The 16,568-nt window shown below is 53.0% G+C and carries 14 protein-coding genes, 1 tRNA gene and 2 other RNA genes; 13 read left to right on the top strand and 4 right to left on the bottom strand.

The window, feature by feature from the left end; genetic code table 11:
- Positions 1–33: 33 nt before the first annotated feature.
- Both ACLJXE_RS03890 and ACLJXE_RS03885 read right to left on the bottom strand, forming a co-directional pair.
- Positions 34–1,050 (bottom strand): LacI family DNA-binding transcriptional regulator, encoded by a 1,017-nt coding sequence (locus tag ACLJXE_RS03890; protein ID WP_410750131.1) that lies wholly within the window; start codon positions 1,048–1,050, stop codon positions 34–36.
- A gap of 173 nt (positions 1,051–1,223) precedes the next feature.
- Positions 1,224–1,886 carry an OmpA family lipoprotein gene (locus tag ACLJXE_RS03885; protein ID WP_003827397.1) on the bottom strand — a complete coding sequence of 221 codons (663 nt, stop codon included), beginning with the start codon at positions 1,884–1,886 and terminating at the stop codon, positions 1,224–1,226.
- A gap of 159 nt (positions 1,887–2,045) precedes the next feature.
- On the opposite strand from ACLJXE_RS03885, the gene ACLJXE_RS03880 reads away from it, so the two are divergent.
- A complete protein-coding gene (locus ACLJXE_RS03880; RefSeq protein ID WP_410750130.1) occupies positions 2,046–4,379 on the top strand; it encodes a molybdopterin guanine dinucleotide-containing S/N-oxide reductase in 2,334 nt (777 codons plus the stop codon).
- Here the strand turns inward: ACLJXE_RS03880 and ACLJXE_RS03875 are convergent.
- On the bottom strand, positions 4,348–4,788 hold the full coding sequence (locus ACLJXE_RS03875; protein ID WP_410750129.1) for an N-acetyltransferase: 441 nt from the start codon (positions 4,786–4,788) through the stop codon (positions 4,348–4,350). The genes ACLJXE_RS03880 and ACLJXE_RS03875 overlap by 32 nt on opposite strands.
- Positions 4,778–5,347 carry a DNA-3-methyladenine glycosylase I gene (gene tag / locus ACLJXE_RS03870; protein WP_410750128.1) on the bottom strand — a complete coding sequence of 190 codons (570 nt, stop codon included), beginning with the start codon at positions 5,345–5,347 and terminating at the stop codon, positions 4,778–4,780. The genes ACLJXE_RS03875 and tag overlap by 11 nt, the downstream gene beginning before the upstream one ends.
- A 159-nt stretch (positions 5,348–5,506) precedes the next feature.
- Here tag and ACLJXE_RS03865 point away from each other — a divergent pair, with 159 nt between their 5' ends.
- The 12 genes from ACLJXE_RS03865 to dppF all read left to right on the top strand — a co-directional run bounded on the left by ACLJXE_RS03865 (position 5,507) and on the right by dppF (position 16,524).
- Positions 5,507–6,208, top strand: a complete 702-nt coding sequence (locus tag ACLJXE_RS03865) for an autotransporter domain-containing protein (RefSeq protein ID WP_410750127.1) — start codon at positions 5,507–5,509, stop codon at positions 6,206–6,208.
- A 251-nt stretch (positions 6,209–6,459) separates the two neighbouring features.
- On the top strand, positions 6,460–7,662 hold the full coding sequence (locus tag ACLJXE_RS03860) for an MFS transporter (RefSeq protein WP_286629945.1): 1,203 nt from the start codon (positions 6,460–6,462) through the stop codon (positions 7,660–7,662).
- A gap of 210 nt (positions 7,663–7,872) precedes the next feature.
- Positions 7,873–9,564, top strand: coding sequence for a kdo(2)-lipid A phosphoethanolamine 7''-transferase (gene eptB, locus ACLJXE_RS03855; RefSeq protein ID WP_410750126.1), 1,692 nt, complete (start codon positions 7,873–7,875; stop codon positions 9,562–9,564).
- Between the two features lie 90 nt (positions 9,565–9,654).
- Positions 9,655–9,731: transfer RNA gene (locus ACLJXE_RS03850), tRNA-Pro, on the top strand.
- A gap of 31 nt (positions 9,732–9,762) precedes the next feature.
- A non-coding RNA gene (locus ACLJXE_RS03845) (RtT sRNA) lies at positions 9,763–9,896 on the top strand.
- A gap of 31 nt (positions 9,897–9,927) precedes the next feature.
- A non-coding RNA gene (locus tag ACLJXE_RS03840) (RtT sRNA) lies at positions 9,928–10,061 on the top strand.
- Between the two features lie 610 nt (positions 10,062–10,671).
- Entirely contained in the window at positions 10,672–10,908 is a 237-nt protein-coding gene (locus ACLJXE_RS03835) for a hypothetical protein (protein WP_286630086.1), read from the top strand.
- Complete coding sequence (gene dppA, locus ACLJXE_RS03830; RefSeq protein WP_286629942.1) at positions 10,823–12,430, top strand: dipeptide ABC transporter periplasmic-binding protein DppA; 1,608 nt, start codon at positions 10,823–10,825, stop codon at positions 12,428–12,430. The genes ACLJXE_RS03835 and dppA overlap by 86 nt, the downstream gene beginning before the upstream one ends.
- A 167-nt stretch (positions 12,431–12,597) precedes the next feature.
- Positions 12,598–13,617: a dipeptide ABC transporter permease DppB gene (gene dppB / locus ACLJXE_RS03825; protein ID WP_286629940.1), complete on the top strand. Its 1,020-nt coding sequence runs from the start codon at positions 12,598–12,600 to the stop codon at positions 13,615–13,617.
- 9 nt (positions 13,618–13,626) lie between these two features.
- Positions 13,627–14,529 (top strand): dipeptide ABC transporter permease DppC, encoded by a 903-nt coding sequence (gene dppC / locus ACLJXE_RS03820; RefSeq protein ID WP_137382040.1) that lies wholly within the window; start codon positions 13,627–13,629, stop codon positions 14,527–14,529.
- A gap of 10 nt (positions 14,530–14,539) precedes the next feature.
- Entirely contained in the window at positions 14,540–15,523 is a 984-nt protein-coding gene (dppD, locus tag ACLJXE_RS03815) for a dipeptide ABC transporter ATP-binding protein (protein WP_286629939.1), read from the top strand.
- Entirely contained in the window at positions 15,520–16,524 is a 1,005-nt protein-coding gene (gene dppF, locus ACLJXE_RS03810) for a dipeptide ABC transporter ATP-binding subunit DppF (protein WP_043018667.1), read from the top strand. The genes dppD and dppF overlap by 4 nt, the downstream gene beginning before the upstream one ends.
- The last annotated feature ends 44 nt before the right edge of the window (positions 16,525–16,568 follow it).

The raw sequence follows: 16,568 nt of genomic DNA, 5'->3' as shown, positions 1-16,568 counted from the left end.
TGTTGAATTTATGATCACCATCACGAAGGAAATTTAGCGAGCGGTTGAGCCACGAACGATCAGTTCGCCGGAAAAAACCTGTTCCTGGATTGTGTCTGAGTCGCCATCGATTCGGCGTACTACCTGCTCGACGGCGGTGTAGCCAATCTGCCAGGTGGGTTGTTTTAGCGTGGTGATACCGACGCCAGCCAGCTCGGCCCATTCCAGCTCGTCAAACCCGAGCAGACCGATGTCACTGCCCCAGTTGAGGCCAATACGCTTTAACGCACGGGCAACCTGCAACGTCAGGGCGCCATTGGCAGAGATAACGGCTTTGCGCATCCCACGATGCTGTTGGTGAAACTGACGCAGTGTGTCATCAAGTTGCGTATTGTCCGTTAGCGGGACTTCCGCATTTTGTGCGATGACACCAGGGTATTGTGCGAGCGTTGCGCGAAAGGCGCTCAGGCGCTCGCGGCGAGTATTCACCATCCCCAGCGGCTCGCTAAGGAACAGAATGGCTTCAAAACCTTGTTCAAGCAGGTGTTCGGTGGCGACGGTCGCGGCCTGGGTATTATCCAGCCCGACCATATCGCAGGCGAAATCCGGGATCTTACGGTCAATCAGTACCATTGGCAGTGCAGACTGTTGCAGACGGTTCAACCCTTCTTCACGCATCCCGACGGCATTCACCACGATCCCTTCGACCTGGTAGCTGCGCAGCAAGTCGAGATAATGCAGCTCCTGATCCACTTCGTTGTTCGTGTTACAGACCAGCGGGGTAAAACCTTTGTCACGGCAGGCGGCTTCAATACCGCTTAACACGTTGACGGAGTAGGGGTTGGTTATATCCGCGATAATCAGGCCAATCAGGCGGGTACGCCCATGCTTCAGGCCTCTGGCCATCAGGCTGGGACGGTAGTCGAGTTCGGCAATGGCTTTTTCAATGCGGGCTAACAGCGCGTCGGATAGCAGATGCTTTTCACCGTTGAGATAACGTGAAATGCTGGTCTTGCCGGTTTTTGCGGCCTTTGCTACATCGCTGATGGTTGCCCGTGTTGATTTGCTCATCGCTGATTTCCCTGGATTTAGTGTGAACACCTTAACGTGAAAATCAACGATGGCAAGTGCTTCATAACGTAGGCCGGGTAAGGCGAAGCCGCCATCCGGCGATGTGCCCGGCGGCGTGGTTGCTTACCGGGCCTACGGGATGGAGACGGTTTGTCTCCATTCGGCACAAAATGTTACTGAATCGGGCTTAGGGTGATCTCTACGCGACGGTTCTGCGCTTTACCTTCAGCCGTGCTGTTGCTGGCGATGGGGTTCGCCGGGCCCATACCCTGAGTGCGAATGCGGTTCGCTGCTACGCCCTGGGTAATCAATGCACTGGCGACGGAGTCGGCACGCTGCTGTGACAGACGCATGTTCAAATCCTGGCTGCCAGTGCTGTCGGTGAAGCCCAACACGTTCACGGCTGTTTTATTGTACTCTTTCAGTACCATTGCCACGCCGGTCAGCGTGTTTGCGCCTGCCGGTTTCAGGTTGGCGCTGCTGCTGTCGAAGGTGACATTGTTTGGCATGTTCAGAATGATGTTATCACCACTACGCGTTACGCTTACCCCTGTCCCCTGCATTTTCTCGCGCAGTTTTGCTTCCTGCACATCCATGTAATAACCGATACCGCCACCTACAGCCGCACCTGCCGCTGCACCAATCAGCGCACCTTTGCCGCGATCTTTCTTCGAAGACGAGAGTGCGCCAATACCCGCACCAACCAGAGAACCGATACCCGCGCCGATGCCGGATTTCCCTGCTTCTCGCTCGCCGGTGTAAGGGTTTGTTGTGCAGCCAGATACCGCCAGGGCGCCGCTCACGATGGCAGCAATAACAAATACACGTTTCTTCATCTTAATTCCTTAATGACTTTTTTCTTCTTTACCACAGCGACCGTGGCGGTTGATTATGACGTGTGAACATGAAGAAAATTCCAGGGAAGACTCTGAAATTTGTAAGTAACATTGAACGGCATAACAATAAGCCGTCACATCGCATTCAGGAGCGCCATCTTGGCTAATTCACCTGCACATTACCCGGTGTTAACTGCTGCACACTGGGGGCCCATTCTTGTCGAAACCGATGGCGAGACTGTTTTTTCATCCCGGGGGGCATTACCCACCTCACAACCCAACTCGTTGCAAACCGTGGTACGCGATCAGGTACACAGTAAAACACGGGTACGTTTTCCCATGGTGCGTAAAGGATTCCTTGCCTCGCCGGATAATCCGCAAGGCGTGCGCGGGCAGGATGAGTTTGTTCGTGTTAGCTGGGACGATGCACTGAATCTTATCGATGTGCAGCATAAACGCATCCGTGACAGTTACGGTCCTGCCGCGATTTTTGCCGGCTCGTACGGCTGGCGGTCGAACGGTGTATTACACAAAGCGGCGACCCTGCTGCAGCGCTATATGGCGCTGGCGGGGGGTTATACCGGGCACCTGGGGGATTATTCTACGGGGGCTGCACAGGCCATCATGCCGTATGTGGTAGGTGGCAACGAAGTTTACCAGCAGCAGACCAGCTGGCCAATGGTGCTGGAGCATAGCGATGTGGTGGTGCTGTGGAGTGCTAACCCGCTGAATACGCTGAAAATTGCCTGGAATGCTTCTGACGAGCAGGGTATTGCTTACTTTGAAGCGCTGCGGGATAGCGGTAAGCGACTGATCTGCATCGATCCAATGCGATCGGAAAGCGTGGCGTTCTTTGGCGATAAGATGGAATGGATCGCCCCGCATATGGGGACTGATGTTGCGCTGATGTTGGGGATTGCGCACACGCTGGTGGAAAACGACTGGCACGACGAGGATTTTCTCGCCCGTTGTACAACCGGATATGATGCGTTCGCCGACTACCTGCTGGGTGAATCCGATGGGATAGCGAAAACGGCAGAATGGGCTGCGGAAATTTGTGGTATTCCGGCAGCGAAAATACGCGAGCTTGCGGCAATATTTCACCAAAATACCACCATGCTGATGGCCGGTTGGGGTATGCAGCGTCAGCAGTATGGCGAGCAAAAACACTGGATGATCGTCACGCTGGCCGCCATGCTTGGTCAAATTGGCACGCCCGGTGGTGGTTTTGGACTGTCGTATCATTTTGCGAACGGTGGGAACCCGACGCGTCGTGCGGCGGTACTGGCTTCGATGCAAGGGAGCCTCAAAGGCGGCACTGACGCGGTGGATAAAATCCCGGTGGCGCGTATCGTTGAGGCGCTGGAAAACCCCGGCGGTTTCTATCAGCACAACGGTATGGATCGCCATTTCCCGGACATCCGCATGCTCTGGTGGGCCGGGGGCGCAAACTTTACGCATCACCAGGATACCAATCGTTTGATCCGTGCCTGGCAAAAGCCGGAGCTGGTGGTTATCTCGGAGTGTTTCTGGACCGCTGCGGCGAAGCATGCCGATATCGTGTTACCCGCGACGACCTCTTTTGAACGTAACGATTTGACCATGACCGGAGACTACAGCAACCAGCATCTGGTGCCGATGAAGCAGGTCGTGCCGCCACAGGCTGAAGCGCGCAACGATTTTGATGTTTTTGCCGAGCTTAGCGAGCGCTGGGAACAGGGCGGGTATACCCGATTCACTGAGGGGAAAAGCGAACTGGCGTGGCTGGAAACTTTTTACGACATTGCCGCTCAGCGTGGTGCCAGCCAGCAGGTTACACTGCCGCCCTTTGCTGAGTTCTGGCAAAAGAATGCATTGATTGAAATGCCGGAAAACGCCGCAAATACGCAGTTCATCCGTTTTGCTGATTTTCGCCGCGATCCACAGGCGCATCCGCTGAAAACGGACAGTGGAAAAATTGAAATCTATTCTGCAAAAATTGCAGGTTACGGCTATGCGGATTGTGCAGGACACCCGATGTGGCTGGAGCCTGACGAGTGGTTCGGCAATGCCGAACCTGACCAACTGCAGGTGCTCTCCGCCCATCCGGCTCACCGTTTGCACAGCCAGCTCAACTACAGTGCGTTACGCGAACAGTATGCGGTGGCGGATCGGGAGCCGGTGACGATTCACCCGCAGGATGCACAAGCGCGGGGGATTGTAGATGGCGATACGGTCAGGGTGTGGAACCACCGCGGGCATATCCTGGCAGGTGCTGTCGTGACGACAGGGATCAAACCTGGCGTGATTTGTATTCACGAGGGGGCCTGGCCTGATTTGGACCCGGCCGCCGACGGTATTTGTAAAAATGGTGCTGTTAACGTGCTGACAAAAGATCTCCCCAGCTCGAAGCTGGGGAACGGCTGTGCGGGCAATACCGCGCTGGCGTGGCTGGAGAAGTACAGTGGGCCCACGCTGACTCTTACCGCGTTTGATCCACCTGCCAGCCCATAATCCAGGTTGGATGGTGAGTCTCTTCCTGCCATGCGCTGTCTTCAATGCGAAAGCCCAGTGCGTGGTAGAAGTTTACCGCTGATTGATTCTTCTGGTAGACCTCCAGGCTGAGCCACGAAAAGCGCTGCTGCACATGTTGCACCAGCGCTTTGCCGATGCCGCTTCTGATGGCGGCAGGCTCTACAAACAGCGCGCCTAAAAAGCGCTCTTCCATCACGCTGGCAAAACCTTTGAGTGCACCGTTTTCTTCCCACACCCAGGTTTGCGCAGCGGGCAGGTAGACATCACGTACGATAGGCTCACTCTCGCGCCAGTAGCGTTCTTCGATAAAAGGATGGGCAAAAATGGTGCTTTCCATCCACAGTGCCAGAATGGGTGCCAGATCGTCAGCGTTGGATTCACGAATCATGTTGTTCTCCCGGGTAGCACATGCAGCCGATGACATGGTCGTTGACCAGGCCGCATGCCTGCATAAAGGAGTAACAGATGGTGGTGCCAACAAACTTAAATCCACGTTTTTTTAACGCTTTAGAAAGTGCGTCAGAAGCGGGTGTTGAAGTCGGGATATCGCTCAGACTGGCGGCACGGGTTAACTGTGGTTGGTTATTGACGAATGACCAGACGAACTCGCTAAACGGCTCGCCGTTTTGCTCCATTGCCAGCCAGGCACGGGCGTTGCCGATAATGGCCTGGATCTTTCCTCGATGGCGGATAATACCGGCATCCAGTACCAGCCTTTCTACATCCTCTTCGGTCATCGCCGCAACGGTTGCAGGATCGAAGTGGTGGAATGCCTGGCGATAGTTTTCCCGTTTCTTCAGCACCGTTATCCACGACAGCCCAGCCTGCTGGCCTTCAAGGCAGATCATTTCGAACAGCTTTTTACCGTCGGTTTCCGGGACGCCCCATTCCTTGTCATGATAGGCAATGTATAGTGGATCCTGACTGACCCAGCCGCAACGCTGCATACTCTTCCTCGCTGTTTTTACTGGCGTAAAAATTTCATTCGGCCCGCCTTGACGCGCCCGCTAAAAAGACAATATTTAATACAGGGTCTCATGTGCCCGATATCCTTTAAACAATGACAATAATATCGCCGAATTCGGCTCTTTTCTGGAGTCGTGTTGATGATTATAAGAAACAGTAGTGGTCGTCAGAGGTTAATCCTGGCGAACGTCATCGTCTGTGCGCTGTTTGCCAATACGGCATATGGCTGGCAACAAGAATATATCGTTGATGCGCTGTCCGGTCATACGTCGGAACGTTATACATGGGACAGCGATCACCAACCACGTTATAACGACATCCTGGAAGAGCGCATTCGCTCCACCCAGAACGTGGCGGGGCCGGTGGTGAATCTTGCGGACCAAACGGCTCTGGATGTGATCAGCGGTATGAGTGTGGGCTGGAATTTCCCCCTTTCCCGTAAGGTGACGACGGGGCCCGTCGCAGCCCTGCATTATGATGGTTCAACCACATCTACCTACAACGAATTTGGCGACACTGTGACTTCGCTAACGCTGACCGATCCGATGTGGCATGCCAGCGTCAGTACCCTGGGCTGGCGGGTCGACTCGCAGTTTGGTGATGTGCGGCCATGGGCGCAAATCAGTTATAACCAGCAATTTGGCGAGAATATCTGGAAGGCGCAATCGGGTCTCAATCGTATGGCGGCGGCGAGTCAGGATGGTAACTGGGTCGATGTCACAGTCGGTGCAGATATGCTGCTGAATCAGCATATGGCGGCCTATGCGGCACTTTCTCAGGCAGAAAACAGTACGAATAACAGCGATTATCTGTACACCATGGGAGTGAGTGCCAAATTTTAACGAAAAAAAGCCTGGCTAAAACATCTGTGTTACATATTGGGATCAATAATCACACGCATTCCAGCGATAGCGTGCACTAACTCCTGCAATAAAATTCAGTAACCCGACTTTTTGTCTCGTCATTCATTCCGCAATCCAGGCATTTCATTCCGTCCTGATGGCATTTCATGCCGTTTTCCCCAGGTCATAAAAGCGTTTCGGTATGGTTGTTGGCAGAGAATTTCCCATTTTGTTTATGCAGGAAGACTGCCATGAAAACTTCTGATTATCAGCGTACCCGGTGGCTGACACTGATCGGCACCATCATTACCCAATTTGCATTAGGTTCTGTTTATACCTGGAGCCTGTTCAATGGCGCACTCTCTTCAAAACTCGATGCACCGGTTAGTCAGGTTGCATTTTCCTTTGGTTTGCTGAGTCTGGGTCTGGCGATCTCTTCTTCCATCGCCGGGAAGCTTCAGGAACGTTTCGGCGTGAAACGTGTCACCATGGCATCCGGTATCTTACTGGGTGTGGGCTTCTTCTTAACCGCGCATTCTGACAGCCTGATTATGCTGTGGCTAAGTGCCGGTGTACTGGTTGGCCTGGCTGACGGTGCTGGATACCTGTTAACCCTGTCCAACTGCGTGAAATGGTTCCCTGAGCGTAAAGGGCTGATTTCCGCCTTTGCGATCGGTTCTTACGGCCTGGGTAGCCTCGGTTTTAAATTTATCGACAGCCAACTGCTGAGCACTGTGGGTCTGGAAAAGACCTTTATGATTTGGGGCGCGATTGTACTGGTGATGATTGTCTTTGGCTCCACGCTGATGAAAGATGCGCCAAACCAGGAAGTTAAAGCCGTAAATGGCGTGGTAGAGAACGACTACACGCTGGCACAATCCATGCGTAAACCACAGTACTGGATGCTGGCAGTGATGTTCCTGACAGCGTGTATGAGCGGGCTTTACGTGATTGGTGTAGCGAAAGATATCGCCCAAAGCCTGGCAAAAATGGATGTGGCGACAGCGGCGAATGCGGTAACCGTTATTTCTATCGCGAACCTGTCAGGTCGTCTGGTTCTGGGTATTCTGTCCGACAAAATGTCCCGTATTCGCGTTATCACCATTGGTCAGGTTGTTTCGCTGGTGGGTATGGCGGCGCTGCTTTTTGCTCCGCTGAATGAAGTGACATTCTTCGCAGCCATTGCCTGTGTCGCCTTCAACTTCGGTGGCACCATTACGGTCTTCCCGTCACTGGTGAGTGAGTTCTTCGGCCTGAATAACCTGGCGAAAAACTATGGGGTTATCTACCTGGGCTTCGGGATTGGCAGCATCTGCGGGTCAATTATCGCCTCGCTGTTCGGCGGTTTCTATGTGACCTTCTGCGTTATCTTTGCGCTGTTAATCATCTCGCTTGCGCTGTCCACGACCATTCGCCAGCCGCAGCGTAGTGTATTTACTGAGGCACACGCCTGATTTTACTCTTTGTCTGATTTATACACGGCGCATATATTTACAAAAATATATGCGCCGTTTGCATTCTCCATAAGCACTTTTCTCCCCTCCTGTGGTCTACTTAGCCGCGCCCGTAGACATTTCATCTCTGCTGTTGTCGCATTTTTCCCTGTTTGGTTCGATTGACCACTTCACAGGGTGTTTTTATCCCGATCCCCAGGGTTTTTTTGCATGAGATACATTAAATCGATGACGCAGCAAAAGCTTAGCTTCTTGCTTGCGCTCTATATCGGTCTGTTTATGAACTGCGCAGTTTTTTATCGCCGCTTCGGCAGCTATGTGCAGGAATTTACCGCGCTGAAAGGAATCTCTGCGGTTGTTGAATTAGCCGGCACCGTGCTGGTGACCTTCTTTTTACTTCGTCTTCTGTCTCTGTTTGGTCGGCGGGCCTGGCGTGTACTGGCTACCTTTGTGGTGCTGTGTTCCGCTGGTGCCAGCTATTACATGACCTTCCTGAATGTGGTCATTGGCTACGGCATTATTGCCTCGGTCATGACAACCGATATTGATTTATCAAAGGAAGTTGTGGGCTGGCATTTTATTGTGTGGCTTGTCTCGGTCAGCATCTTGCCACTGCTGCTTATCTGGAGTAACCGCTGCCGCTATACTCTGTTAAAACAAATACGTACGCCAGGTATGAGATGGCGTAGCGTGGCTGTTGTTCTGTTGGCTGGCTTGATGGTGTGGGCGCCGATTCGGTTACTTGGAATACAGCAGAAATCGGTTGAACGGGAAACGGGTATTGATTTGCCCAGCTACGGTGGCGTAGTGGCAAATTCATATTTGCCTTCAAACTGGTTGTCCGCGCTGGGTCTGTATGCCTGGGCGCAGGTTGATGAGTCTTCAGATAACAAGTCGCTGATGAATCCGGCGAAGAAATTTACCTACGTCGCCCCCAGAAATATTGATGATACCTACGTCGTGTTTATTATCGGTGAAACGACCCGTTGGGATCATATGGGTATTTTTGGCTACGAGAGAAATACCACGCCAAGGCTGGCTCAGGAAAAAAACCTGGCCGCTTTCCGCGGATATTCGTGTGATACGGCAACCAAACTTTCGCTACGCTGTATGTTTGTTCGTGAAGGCGGAGCAGAGGAAAACCCGCAGCGTACACTGAAAGAACAAAACGTCTTTTCCGTACTCAGCCAGCTAGGTTTTAATGCCGATCTCTACGCGATGCAAAGTGAGATGTGGTTCTACAGCAACACCATGGCGGAAAACATTGCATATCGTGAGCAGATTGGCGCTGAGCAGCGTAACCGTGGCAAAACGGTTGACGATATGCTGCTGATTTCTGAGATGCAGCAATCAATCAAACCGGACGATACTGGTAAGCACCTGATTATCCTGCATACCAAAGGTTCGCACTTTAACTACACGCAGCGCTATACCCGTGAGTATGCCCAGTGGAAGCCGGAATGTGTCAATGTTGATAGCGGTTGTTCGAAAGCGCAGATGATTAACTCATTTGATAACTCGGTGACCTATGTTGACCACTTTATCACCAAAGTGTTTGACCAGATGCGCGATAAGAAAGCGATCGTGTTCTATGCTGCCGATCACGGTGAGTCGATCAACGAGCGTGAACACCTGCACGGTACGCCACGTAAAATGGCACCGCCAGAGCAGTTCCGCGTTCCAATGTTGGTGTGGATGTCTGATAAGTATCTGGAAGATCCCGATCATGCAAAAGCCTTCGCCCACCTTAAGCAGGAGGCTGATATGAAGGTTCCGCGTCGCCATGTTGAACTGTACGACACCATTCTCGGTTGCCTTGGATATACCTCGCCAAACGGCGGTATAAATGAGAATAACAACTGGTGTCATATTCCGGACGACAAGAAGGTTGTAGCCCGGTAATGGGCTGCTGACTTTCTCGCCGATCGAATGGCATTTTGATACTAAGGGATTGACGGGCGCGCACCTGAGCAGTAAGATGCGCCCCGCATTCGGTGATTGGCGCAGCCTGGTAGCGCACTTCGTTCGGGACGAAGGGGTCGGAGGTTCGAATCCTCTATCACCGACCAAATTTAAAACCCTGCTCAACGAGCAGGGTTTTTTGCATCATAGCTAATGAGGATGAGAACCTCCGGGGGTAAGAGGTTCGACTCGAGCGGAGCGAGAGAACGTTGCGTCAGCAACGGCCCGCAGGGCGAGCCACGAAGTGGCGAGTAATCCTCTATCACCGACCAAATTTAAAACCCTGCTCAACGAGCAGGGTTTTTTGCATCATAGCTAATGAGGATGAGAACCTCCGGGGGCAAGAGGTTCGACTCGAGCGGAGCGAGAGAACGTTGCGTCAGCAACGGCCCGCAGGGCGAGCCACGAAGTGGCGAGTAATCCTCTATCACCAACCAAATTAGAAAAGCCCGCTCTTTGAGCGGGTTTTTTGCTTTATAGCCGACGAAGATTTGTAGGCCTGATAAGCGCAGCGTCATCAGGCAATTAAAGCGCGTGGGTGTCGGCATCGCCGGAGGGCGGCACAAGCGCCTTATCCGGCCTACAGGCGAAGCGCTGGCAGGATGCTTTTTGTGTTTTTCCGACCCCACGTTTGATCTTCATTTTATCTGCAAAAATTGTGCATCACTTCCCACTGACTGTTAACGATTCTGTGACATATTCCATTGCCTTTTTTTATATTTGCTTGAATCTTTTTTTGCGTTACTTATGGCTGAACCCAGCATTTTCCGCTGTGCGTTTTAACGTTCATGGTATTAATCGCTCAGATATGCAGCATGTGTTGAGAAAATTTTCATAATTTGCATAAATGTTAATCACCAAATGTTTCTGAATATGAAGATATTTATTCTGGCATAGTGCGCGTAGCACAAATTTCCCTGCTGAAAATACCCGCCTGCACTTTTTTTAATCTTTGTTTGCCAATTCTCACCGTTGGTGTAAATCACGGTTACCTGTATTGACGTTTTCACATTCTGTTGACAGATTGTAGGGTATGAGGGGCATTTCATGGAGAATCCGCACTGCAACTCAGTCGCTTATGTGAACGGAATCCCCATCCTCTTAACGCCGACCCGGCCGGGTAAAAAACAAAAAAGGCCAGGCGGTGTAAACCCACTGCAAAGGGTAAAACAACAAACATCACATTTGGAGCAGAAGAATGAGTATTTCCTTGAAGAAGTCAGGGATGCTGAAGCTTGGTCTGAGCCTGGTGGCTATGACCGTTGCCGCAAGCGTACAGGCTAAAACCCTGGTTTATTGTTCAGAAGGATCTCCTGAAGGCTTTAACCCACAGCTTTTCACCTCTGGCACTACCTATGATGCCAGCTCCGTACCGATCTATAACCGGCTGGTTGAATTCAAAACCGGTACAACCGAAGTGATCCCCGGCCTTGCTGAGAAGTGGGAAATCAGCGAAGACGGTAAAACCTATACCTTCCACCTTCGCCCTGGCGTGAAGTGGCAGGACAATAAAGAATTCAAGCCGACGCGTGATTTCAACGCTGATGACGTGGTGTTCTCTTTCGATCGTCAGAAAAATGCGCAGAACCCGTACCATAAAGTTTCTGGCGGCAGCTACGAATACTTCGAAGGGATGGGTCTGCCAGACCTGATCAGCGAAGTGAAAAAGGTCGACGATAAAACCGTCCAGTTCGTACTGACCCGTCCGGAAGCACCGTTCCTGGCTGACCTGGCCATGGACTTCGCCTCTATTCTTTCTAAAGAATATGCGGACAACATGCTGAAAGCTGGTTCGCCGGAGAAAGTTGACCTGAACCCAATCGGTACTGGCCCGTTCCAGCTGCAACAGTACCAGAAAGATTCTCGTATTCTGTATAAAGCGTTCGACGGCTTCTGGGGCACCAAGCCGCAGATTGACCGTCTGGTCTTCTCCATTACGCCTGACGCTTCCGTGCGTTATGCCAAGTTGCAGAAGAATGAATGCCAGGTGATGCCGTATCCGAATCCGGCAGACATCGCGCGCATGAAGCAGGACAAAAATATCAATCTGATGGAGCAGGCCGGTCTGAACGTTGGCTATCTCTCTTTCAACACCGAGAAGAAACCGTTTGATGACGTGAAAGTTCGTCAGGCGTTGACCTATGCGGTGAACAAAGAAGCGATCATCAAGGCTGTTTATCAGGGAGCTGGGGTTGCCGCGAAGAACCTGATCCCACCGACCATGTGGGGCTATAACGACGACGTTAAAGATTACAACTACGATCCTGAGAAAGCGAAAGCACTGCTGAAAGAAGCCGGTCAGGATAAAGGCTTTACCGTTGAGCTGTGGGCAATGCCGGTACAGCGTCCGTATAACCCGAACGCGCGCCGTATGGCTGAAATGATCCAGGCTGACTGGGCGAAAATTGGTGTTCAGGCCAAGATTGTTACCTACGAATGGGGTGAGTACCTCAAGCGTGCCAAGTCTGGTGAACATCAGGCTGTAATGATGGGCTGGACCGGTGATAACGGGGATCCGGATAACTTCTTCGCCACGCTGTTTAGCTGTGCTGCGGCGAAAGATGGCTCTAACTACTCCCGCTGGTGCTACAAGCCGTTTGAAGATCTGATTCAGCCGGCACGTGCAACCGATGACCACAACAAGCGTATTGAGCTCTACAAACAGGCTCAGGTTGTGATGCATGATCAGGCACCTGCGCTGATCATTGCTCACTCCACCGTGTACGAGCCAGTGCGTAAAGAAGTCAAAGGCTATGTGGTTGATCCATTAGGCAAACACCACTTCGAAAACGTTTCTGTCGAATAATTAAAAGCAATTAAGGAAGCGCTGCGCCCCGGTATTGTGTAGGCCGGATAAGCGCAGCGCCATCCGGCGTAATGCTTTACCCGCGATGCAGTTTGCGTGGGATAAGATTTGTGAGCAATACAGACGCACTGTCACCAGGCTGCGCGTCATTAGAGAGAATCCGGGTTATGTTGCAGTTCATTCTCCGACGTTTGGGACTCGTCATCCCCACGTTTATCGGTATCACTCTTCTCACCTTTGCCTTCGTCCATATGATCCCCGGCGATCCGGTCATGATCATGGCGGGTGAACGTGGGATCTCCCCTGAGCGTCACGCTCAATTGCTGGCTGAACTTGGTCTGGATAAGCCGATGTGGCAGCAGTACCTCCATTATATTTGGGGGGTTATGCATGGTGATCTCGGTATCTCGCTGAAAAGCCGCTTACCGGTGTGGGAAGAGTTCGTGCCTCGCTTTAAAGCGACGCTGGAACTCGGTGTCTGCGCCATGATTTTCGCCACTGCAGTCGGTATTCCAGTCGGTGTACTGGCCGCCGTTAAGCGCGGTTCTATTTTTGATCACACCGCCGTTGGCCTGGCGCTGACCGGTTACTCAATGCCTATCTTCTGGTGGGGCATGATGCTGATCATGTTGGTTTCTGTGCAGTGGAATCTGACGCCGGTTTCCGGGCGCGTGAGCGACATGGTGTTCCTTGATGATTCCAATCCACTGACCGGATTTATGCTGATCGACACCGCCATCTGGGGTGAAGAGGGCAATTTCATTGATGCGCTGGTGCATATGATCCTGCCGGCGATGGTGCTTGGCACCATTCCCCTGGCGGTGATTGTGCGTATGACCCGTTCATCGATGTTGGAAGTGCTGGGCGAAGACTACATTCGTACTGCGCGCGCCAAAGGGTTGACCCGTATGCGCGTCATCATCATTCATGCTCTGCGCAACGCCATGCTGCCTGTTGTGACCGTTATTGGTCTTCAGGTCGGTACGCTGCTGGCGGGGGCGATCCTGACCGAAACCATCTTCTCGTGGCCGGGTCTGGGGCGCTGGCTGATTGATGCGCTGCAACGCCGTGATTATCCGGTAGTGCAGGGCGGGGTATTACTGGTGGCGACGATGATTATTCTCGTCAACCTGCTGGTAGACCTACTGTACGGCGTGGTGAACCCGCGTATTCGGCATAAGAAGTAAGGGGCCATCATGTCACAGGTTACTGAAAATAAAGTTATTGCTGCACCGGTGCCGATGACCCCGTTGCAGGAGTTCTGGCACTATTTTAAACGCAACAAAGGCGCGGTTGTCGGGCTGGTGTATGTGGTGGTGATGATCCTGATTGCGGTCTTTGCCAACGTCCTCGCACCGTACAATCCCGCTGATCAGTTCCGCGATACGCTGTTGGCCCCACCTGCGTGGCAGGAAGGCGGCACAATGGCGCATCTGTTCGGTACTGACGATGTAGGCCGCGATGTGCTGTCGCGTCTGATGTATGGCGCGCGTTTATCGCTGCTGGTCGGTTGCCTGGTGGTGGTACTGTCCCTGTTGATGGGCGTGGTGCTCGGTCTGGTTGCCGGTTACTTTGGCGGTATCGTCGATAACGTCATCATGCGTGTGGTCGATATTATGCTGGCGCTGCCGAGCCTGTTGCTGGCTCTGGTGCTGGTTGCCGTATTTGGTCCTTCTATTGGTAACGCCGCGCTGGCGCTGACGTTCGTGGCATTGCCGCACTATGTCCGTCTGACGCGTGCCGCAGTCCTGGTGGAAGTTAACCGTGATTACGTTACCGCTTCCCGTGTAGCGGGTGCAGGTGCGATGCGTCAGATGTTCGTTAATATTCTTCCTAACTGTCTTGCGCCGCTGATCGTTCAGGCGTCGCTTGGTTTCTCTAACGCTATTCTCGATATGGCCGCGCTTGGCTTCCTGGGTATGGGTGCGCAACCACCAACACCGGAATGGGGAACCATGCTCTCCGACGTGTTGCAGTTTGCGCAGAGTGCCTGGTGGGTCGTGACCTTCCCGGGTCTGGCGATCCTGCTGACGGTGCTGGCATTTAACCTGATGGGTGACGGTCTGCGTGACGCGCTCGATCCCAAACTGAAGCAGTAAGAGGTTCGAGATGGCGTTATTAAATGTAGATAAATTATCGGTGCACTTCGGCGATGTTGGTTCCGAATTCCGCGCCGTAGACCGTATTAGTTACAGTGTGAATCAGGGTGAAGTGGTTGGCATTGTGGGCGAATCCGGCTCCGGTAAATCGGTCAGTTCGCTGGCGATTATGGGGCTGATTGACTACCCCGGCCGCGTGATGGCTGAAAATCTGGAGTTTAACGGTCGCGATCTGAAACGTATCTCTGAGAAAGAGCGTCGTCAGTTGGTAGGCGCGGAAGTGGCAATGATCTTCCAGGACCCGATGACCAGCCTCAACCCGTGCTACACCGTCGGTTACCAGATCATGGAAGCCATTAAGGTGCACCAGGGCGGAAATAAAAAAACGCGTGTTCAGCGGGCAATTGACCTGCTAACGCTGGTGGGTATCCCTGACCCGGCCTCGCGTCTGGATGTGTATCCGCACCAGCTGTCTGGTGGGATGAGCCAGCGTGTGATGATCGCGATGGCGATTGCCTGTCGTCCGAAGCTGCTAATTGCCGACGAACCGACAACGGCGCTGGACGTGACCATTCAGGCACAGATCATTGAACTGCTGTTGGAACTGCAACAGAAAGAGAACATGGCGCTGGTTCTGATCACTCATGATCTGGCGCTGGTGGCGGAGGCTGCGCATAAAATTATCGTGATGTATGCCGGTCAGGTGGTGGAAACCGGAGCCGCGCACGACATTTTCCGCGCGCCGCGTCATCCGTATACCCAGGCGTTGTTGCGTGCATTGCCGGAGTTTGCTCAGGATAAAGCGCGTCTGGCATCGTTGCCGGGTGTGGTTCCGGGGAAATATGACCGCCCGAACGGTTGTCTGTTGAATCCTCGCTGCCCCTATGCAACCGACAAATGTCGCAGCGTTGAGCCCGAACTGAACCAGCTGGAAGGCGGTCGTCAGTCGAAATGTCACTACCCACTTGATGATGCCGGGAGGCCTGGGCTATGAGTACGCAAAAGGCCGCTTTGCCACAGCCGCTGTTGCAGGCCATTGATCTGAAAAAACACTATCCGGTGAAGAAGGGGATGTTTGCCCCGGAACGCCTGGTGAAAGCGCTGGACGGCGTTTCGTTTACCTTAGAGCGCGGTAAAACACTGGCGGTAGTCGGTGAGTCGGGCTGCGGGAAATCCACACTTGGACGCCTGCTGACGATGATTGAAGTCCCGACCGGCGGTGAACTGTATTACCAGGGACAGGATCTGCTCAAGCACGACCCACAGGCGCAGAAACTGCGTCGACAGAAAATCCAGATTGTGTTCCAGAACCCGTATGGCTCGCTGAACCCGCGTAAAAAAGTGGGGCAGATTCTGGAAGAGCCGTTGCTGATCAACTCCACACTCAGCAAAGAGCAGCGCCGTGAAAAAGCGCTGGCGATGATGGCGAAAGTGGGTCTGAAAACCGAGCACTACGACCGCTATCCACATATGTTCTCCGGTGGCCAGCGTCAGCGTATTGCGATTGCCCGTGGCCTGATGCTTGACCCGGACGTAGTGATTGCCGACGAACCCGTTTCCGCGCTGGATGTATCCGTGCGCGCGCAGGTGTTGAACCTGATGATGGATCTGCAGCAGGAACTGGGGCTGTCTTACGTCTTTATCTCGCACGATCTGTCGGTAGTGGAACATATTGCGGATGAAGTGATGGTGATGTATCTGGGTCGTTGTGTGGAGAAGGGCACCAAGGATCAGATCTTCAATAATCCGCGCCATCCGTATACGCAGGCGCTGCTTTCTGCGACACCACGCCTGAACCCGGATGACCGCCGTGAGCGTATTAAGCTGACTGGCGAGCTGCCAAGCCCGCTGAATCCGCCACCGGGCTGTGCGTTTAACGCCCGTTGCCGTCGTCGCTTTGGCCCTTGTACCCAACTCCAGCCACAGCTGAAAGACTACGGCGGCCAACTGGTTGCGTGCTTTGCCGTTGACCAGGATGAAAATCCGCAGCAATAAACGTGGGTTATGACCCAATAACCGGAGCCTTGTGCTCCGGTTTT

The sequence above is a fragment of the Citrobacter sp. U14242 genome (assembly GCF_046555775.1).
Classification (GTDB): domain Bacteria; phylum Pseudomonadota; class Gammaproteobacteria; order Enterobacterales; family Enterobacteriaceae; genus Citrobacter.
The sequence above is the reverse complement of the archived record's forward strand: the minus strand, read 5'-3'. Positions and strand labels throughout refer to the sequence as shown.

What these genes read in the sequence shown, in the direction of transcription:
- ACLJXE_RS03890 (WP_410750131.1), bottom strand. Translation starts at nt 1,050, where the DNA reads ATGAGCAAATCAACACGGGCAACCATCAGCGATGTAGCAAAGGCCGCA.
- ACLJXE_RS03885 (WP_003827397.1), bottom strand. Translation starts at nt 1,886, where the DNA reads ATGAAGAAACGTGTATTTGTTATTGCTGCCATCGTGAGCGGCGCCCTG.
- ACLJXE_RS03875 (WP_410750129.1), bottom strand. Translation starts at nt 4,788, where the DNA reads ATGATTCGTGAATCCAACGCTGACGATCTGGCACCCATTCTGGCACTG.
- tag (WP_410750128.1), bottom strand. Translation starts at nt 5,347, where the DNA reads ATGCAGCGTTGCGGCTGGGTCAGTCAGGATCCACTATACATTGCCTAT.
- ACLJXE_RS03865 (WP_410750127.1), top strand. Translation starts at nt 5,507, where the DNA reads ATGATTATAAGAAACAGTAGTGGTCGTCAGAGGTTAATCCTGGCGAAC.
- ACLJXE_RS03860 (WP_286629945.1), top strand. Translation starts at nt 6,460, where the DNA reads ATGAAAACTTCTGATTATCAGCGTACCCGGTGGCTGACACTGATCGGC.
- eptB (WP_410750126.1), top strand. Translation starts at nt 7,873, where the DNA reads ATGAGATACATTAAATCGATGACGCAGCAAAAGCTTAGCTTCTTGCTT.
- ACLJXE_RS03835 (WP_286630086.1), top strand. Translation starts at nt 10,672, where the DNA reads ATGGAGAATCCGCACTGCAACTCAGTCGCTTATGTGAACGGAATCCCC.
- dppA (WP_286629942.1), top strand. Translation starts at nt 10,823, where the DNA reads ATGAGTATTTCCTTGAAGAAGTCAGGGATGCTGAAGCTTGGTCTGAGC.
- dppB (WP_286629940.1), top strand. Translation starts at nt 12,598, where the DNA reads ATGTTGCAGTTCATTCTCCGACGTTTGGGACTCGTCATCCCCACGTTT.
- dppC (WP_137382040.1), top strand. Translation starts at nt 13,627, where the DNA reads ATGTCACAGGTTACTGAAAATAAAGTTATTGCTGCACCGGTGCCGATG.
- dppD (WP_286629939.1), top strand. Translation starts at nt 14,540, where the DNA reads ATGGCGTTATTAAATGTAGATAAATTATCGGTGCACTTCGGCGATGTT.
- dppF (WP_043018667.1), top strand. Translation starts at nt 15,520, where the DNA reads ATGAGTACGCAAAAGGCCGCTTTGCCACAGCCGCTGTTGCAGGCCATT.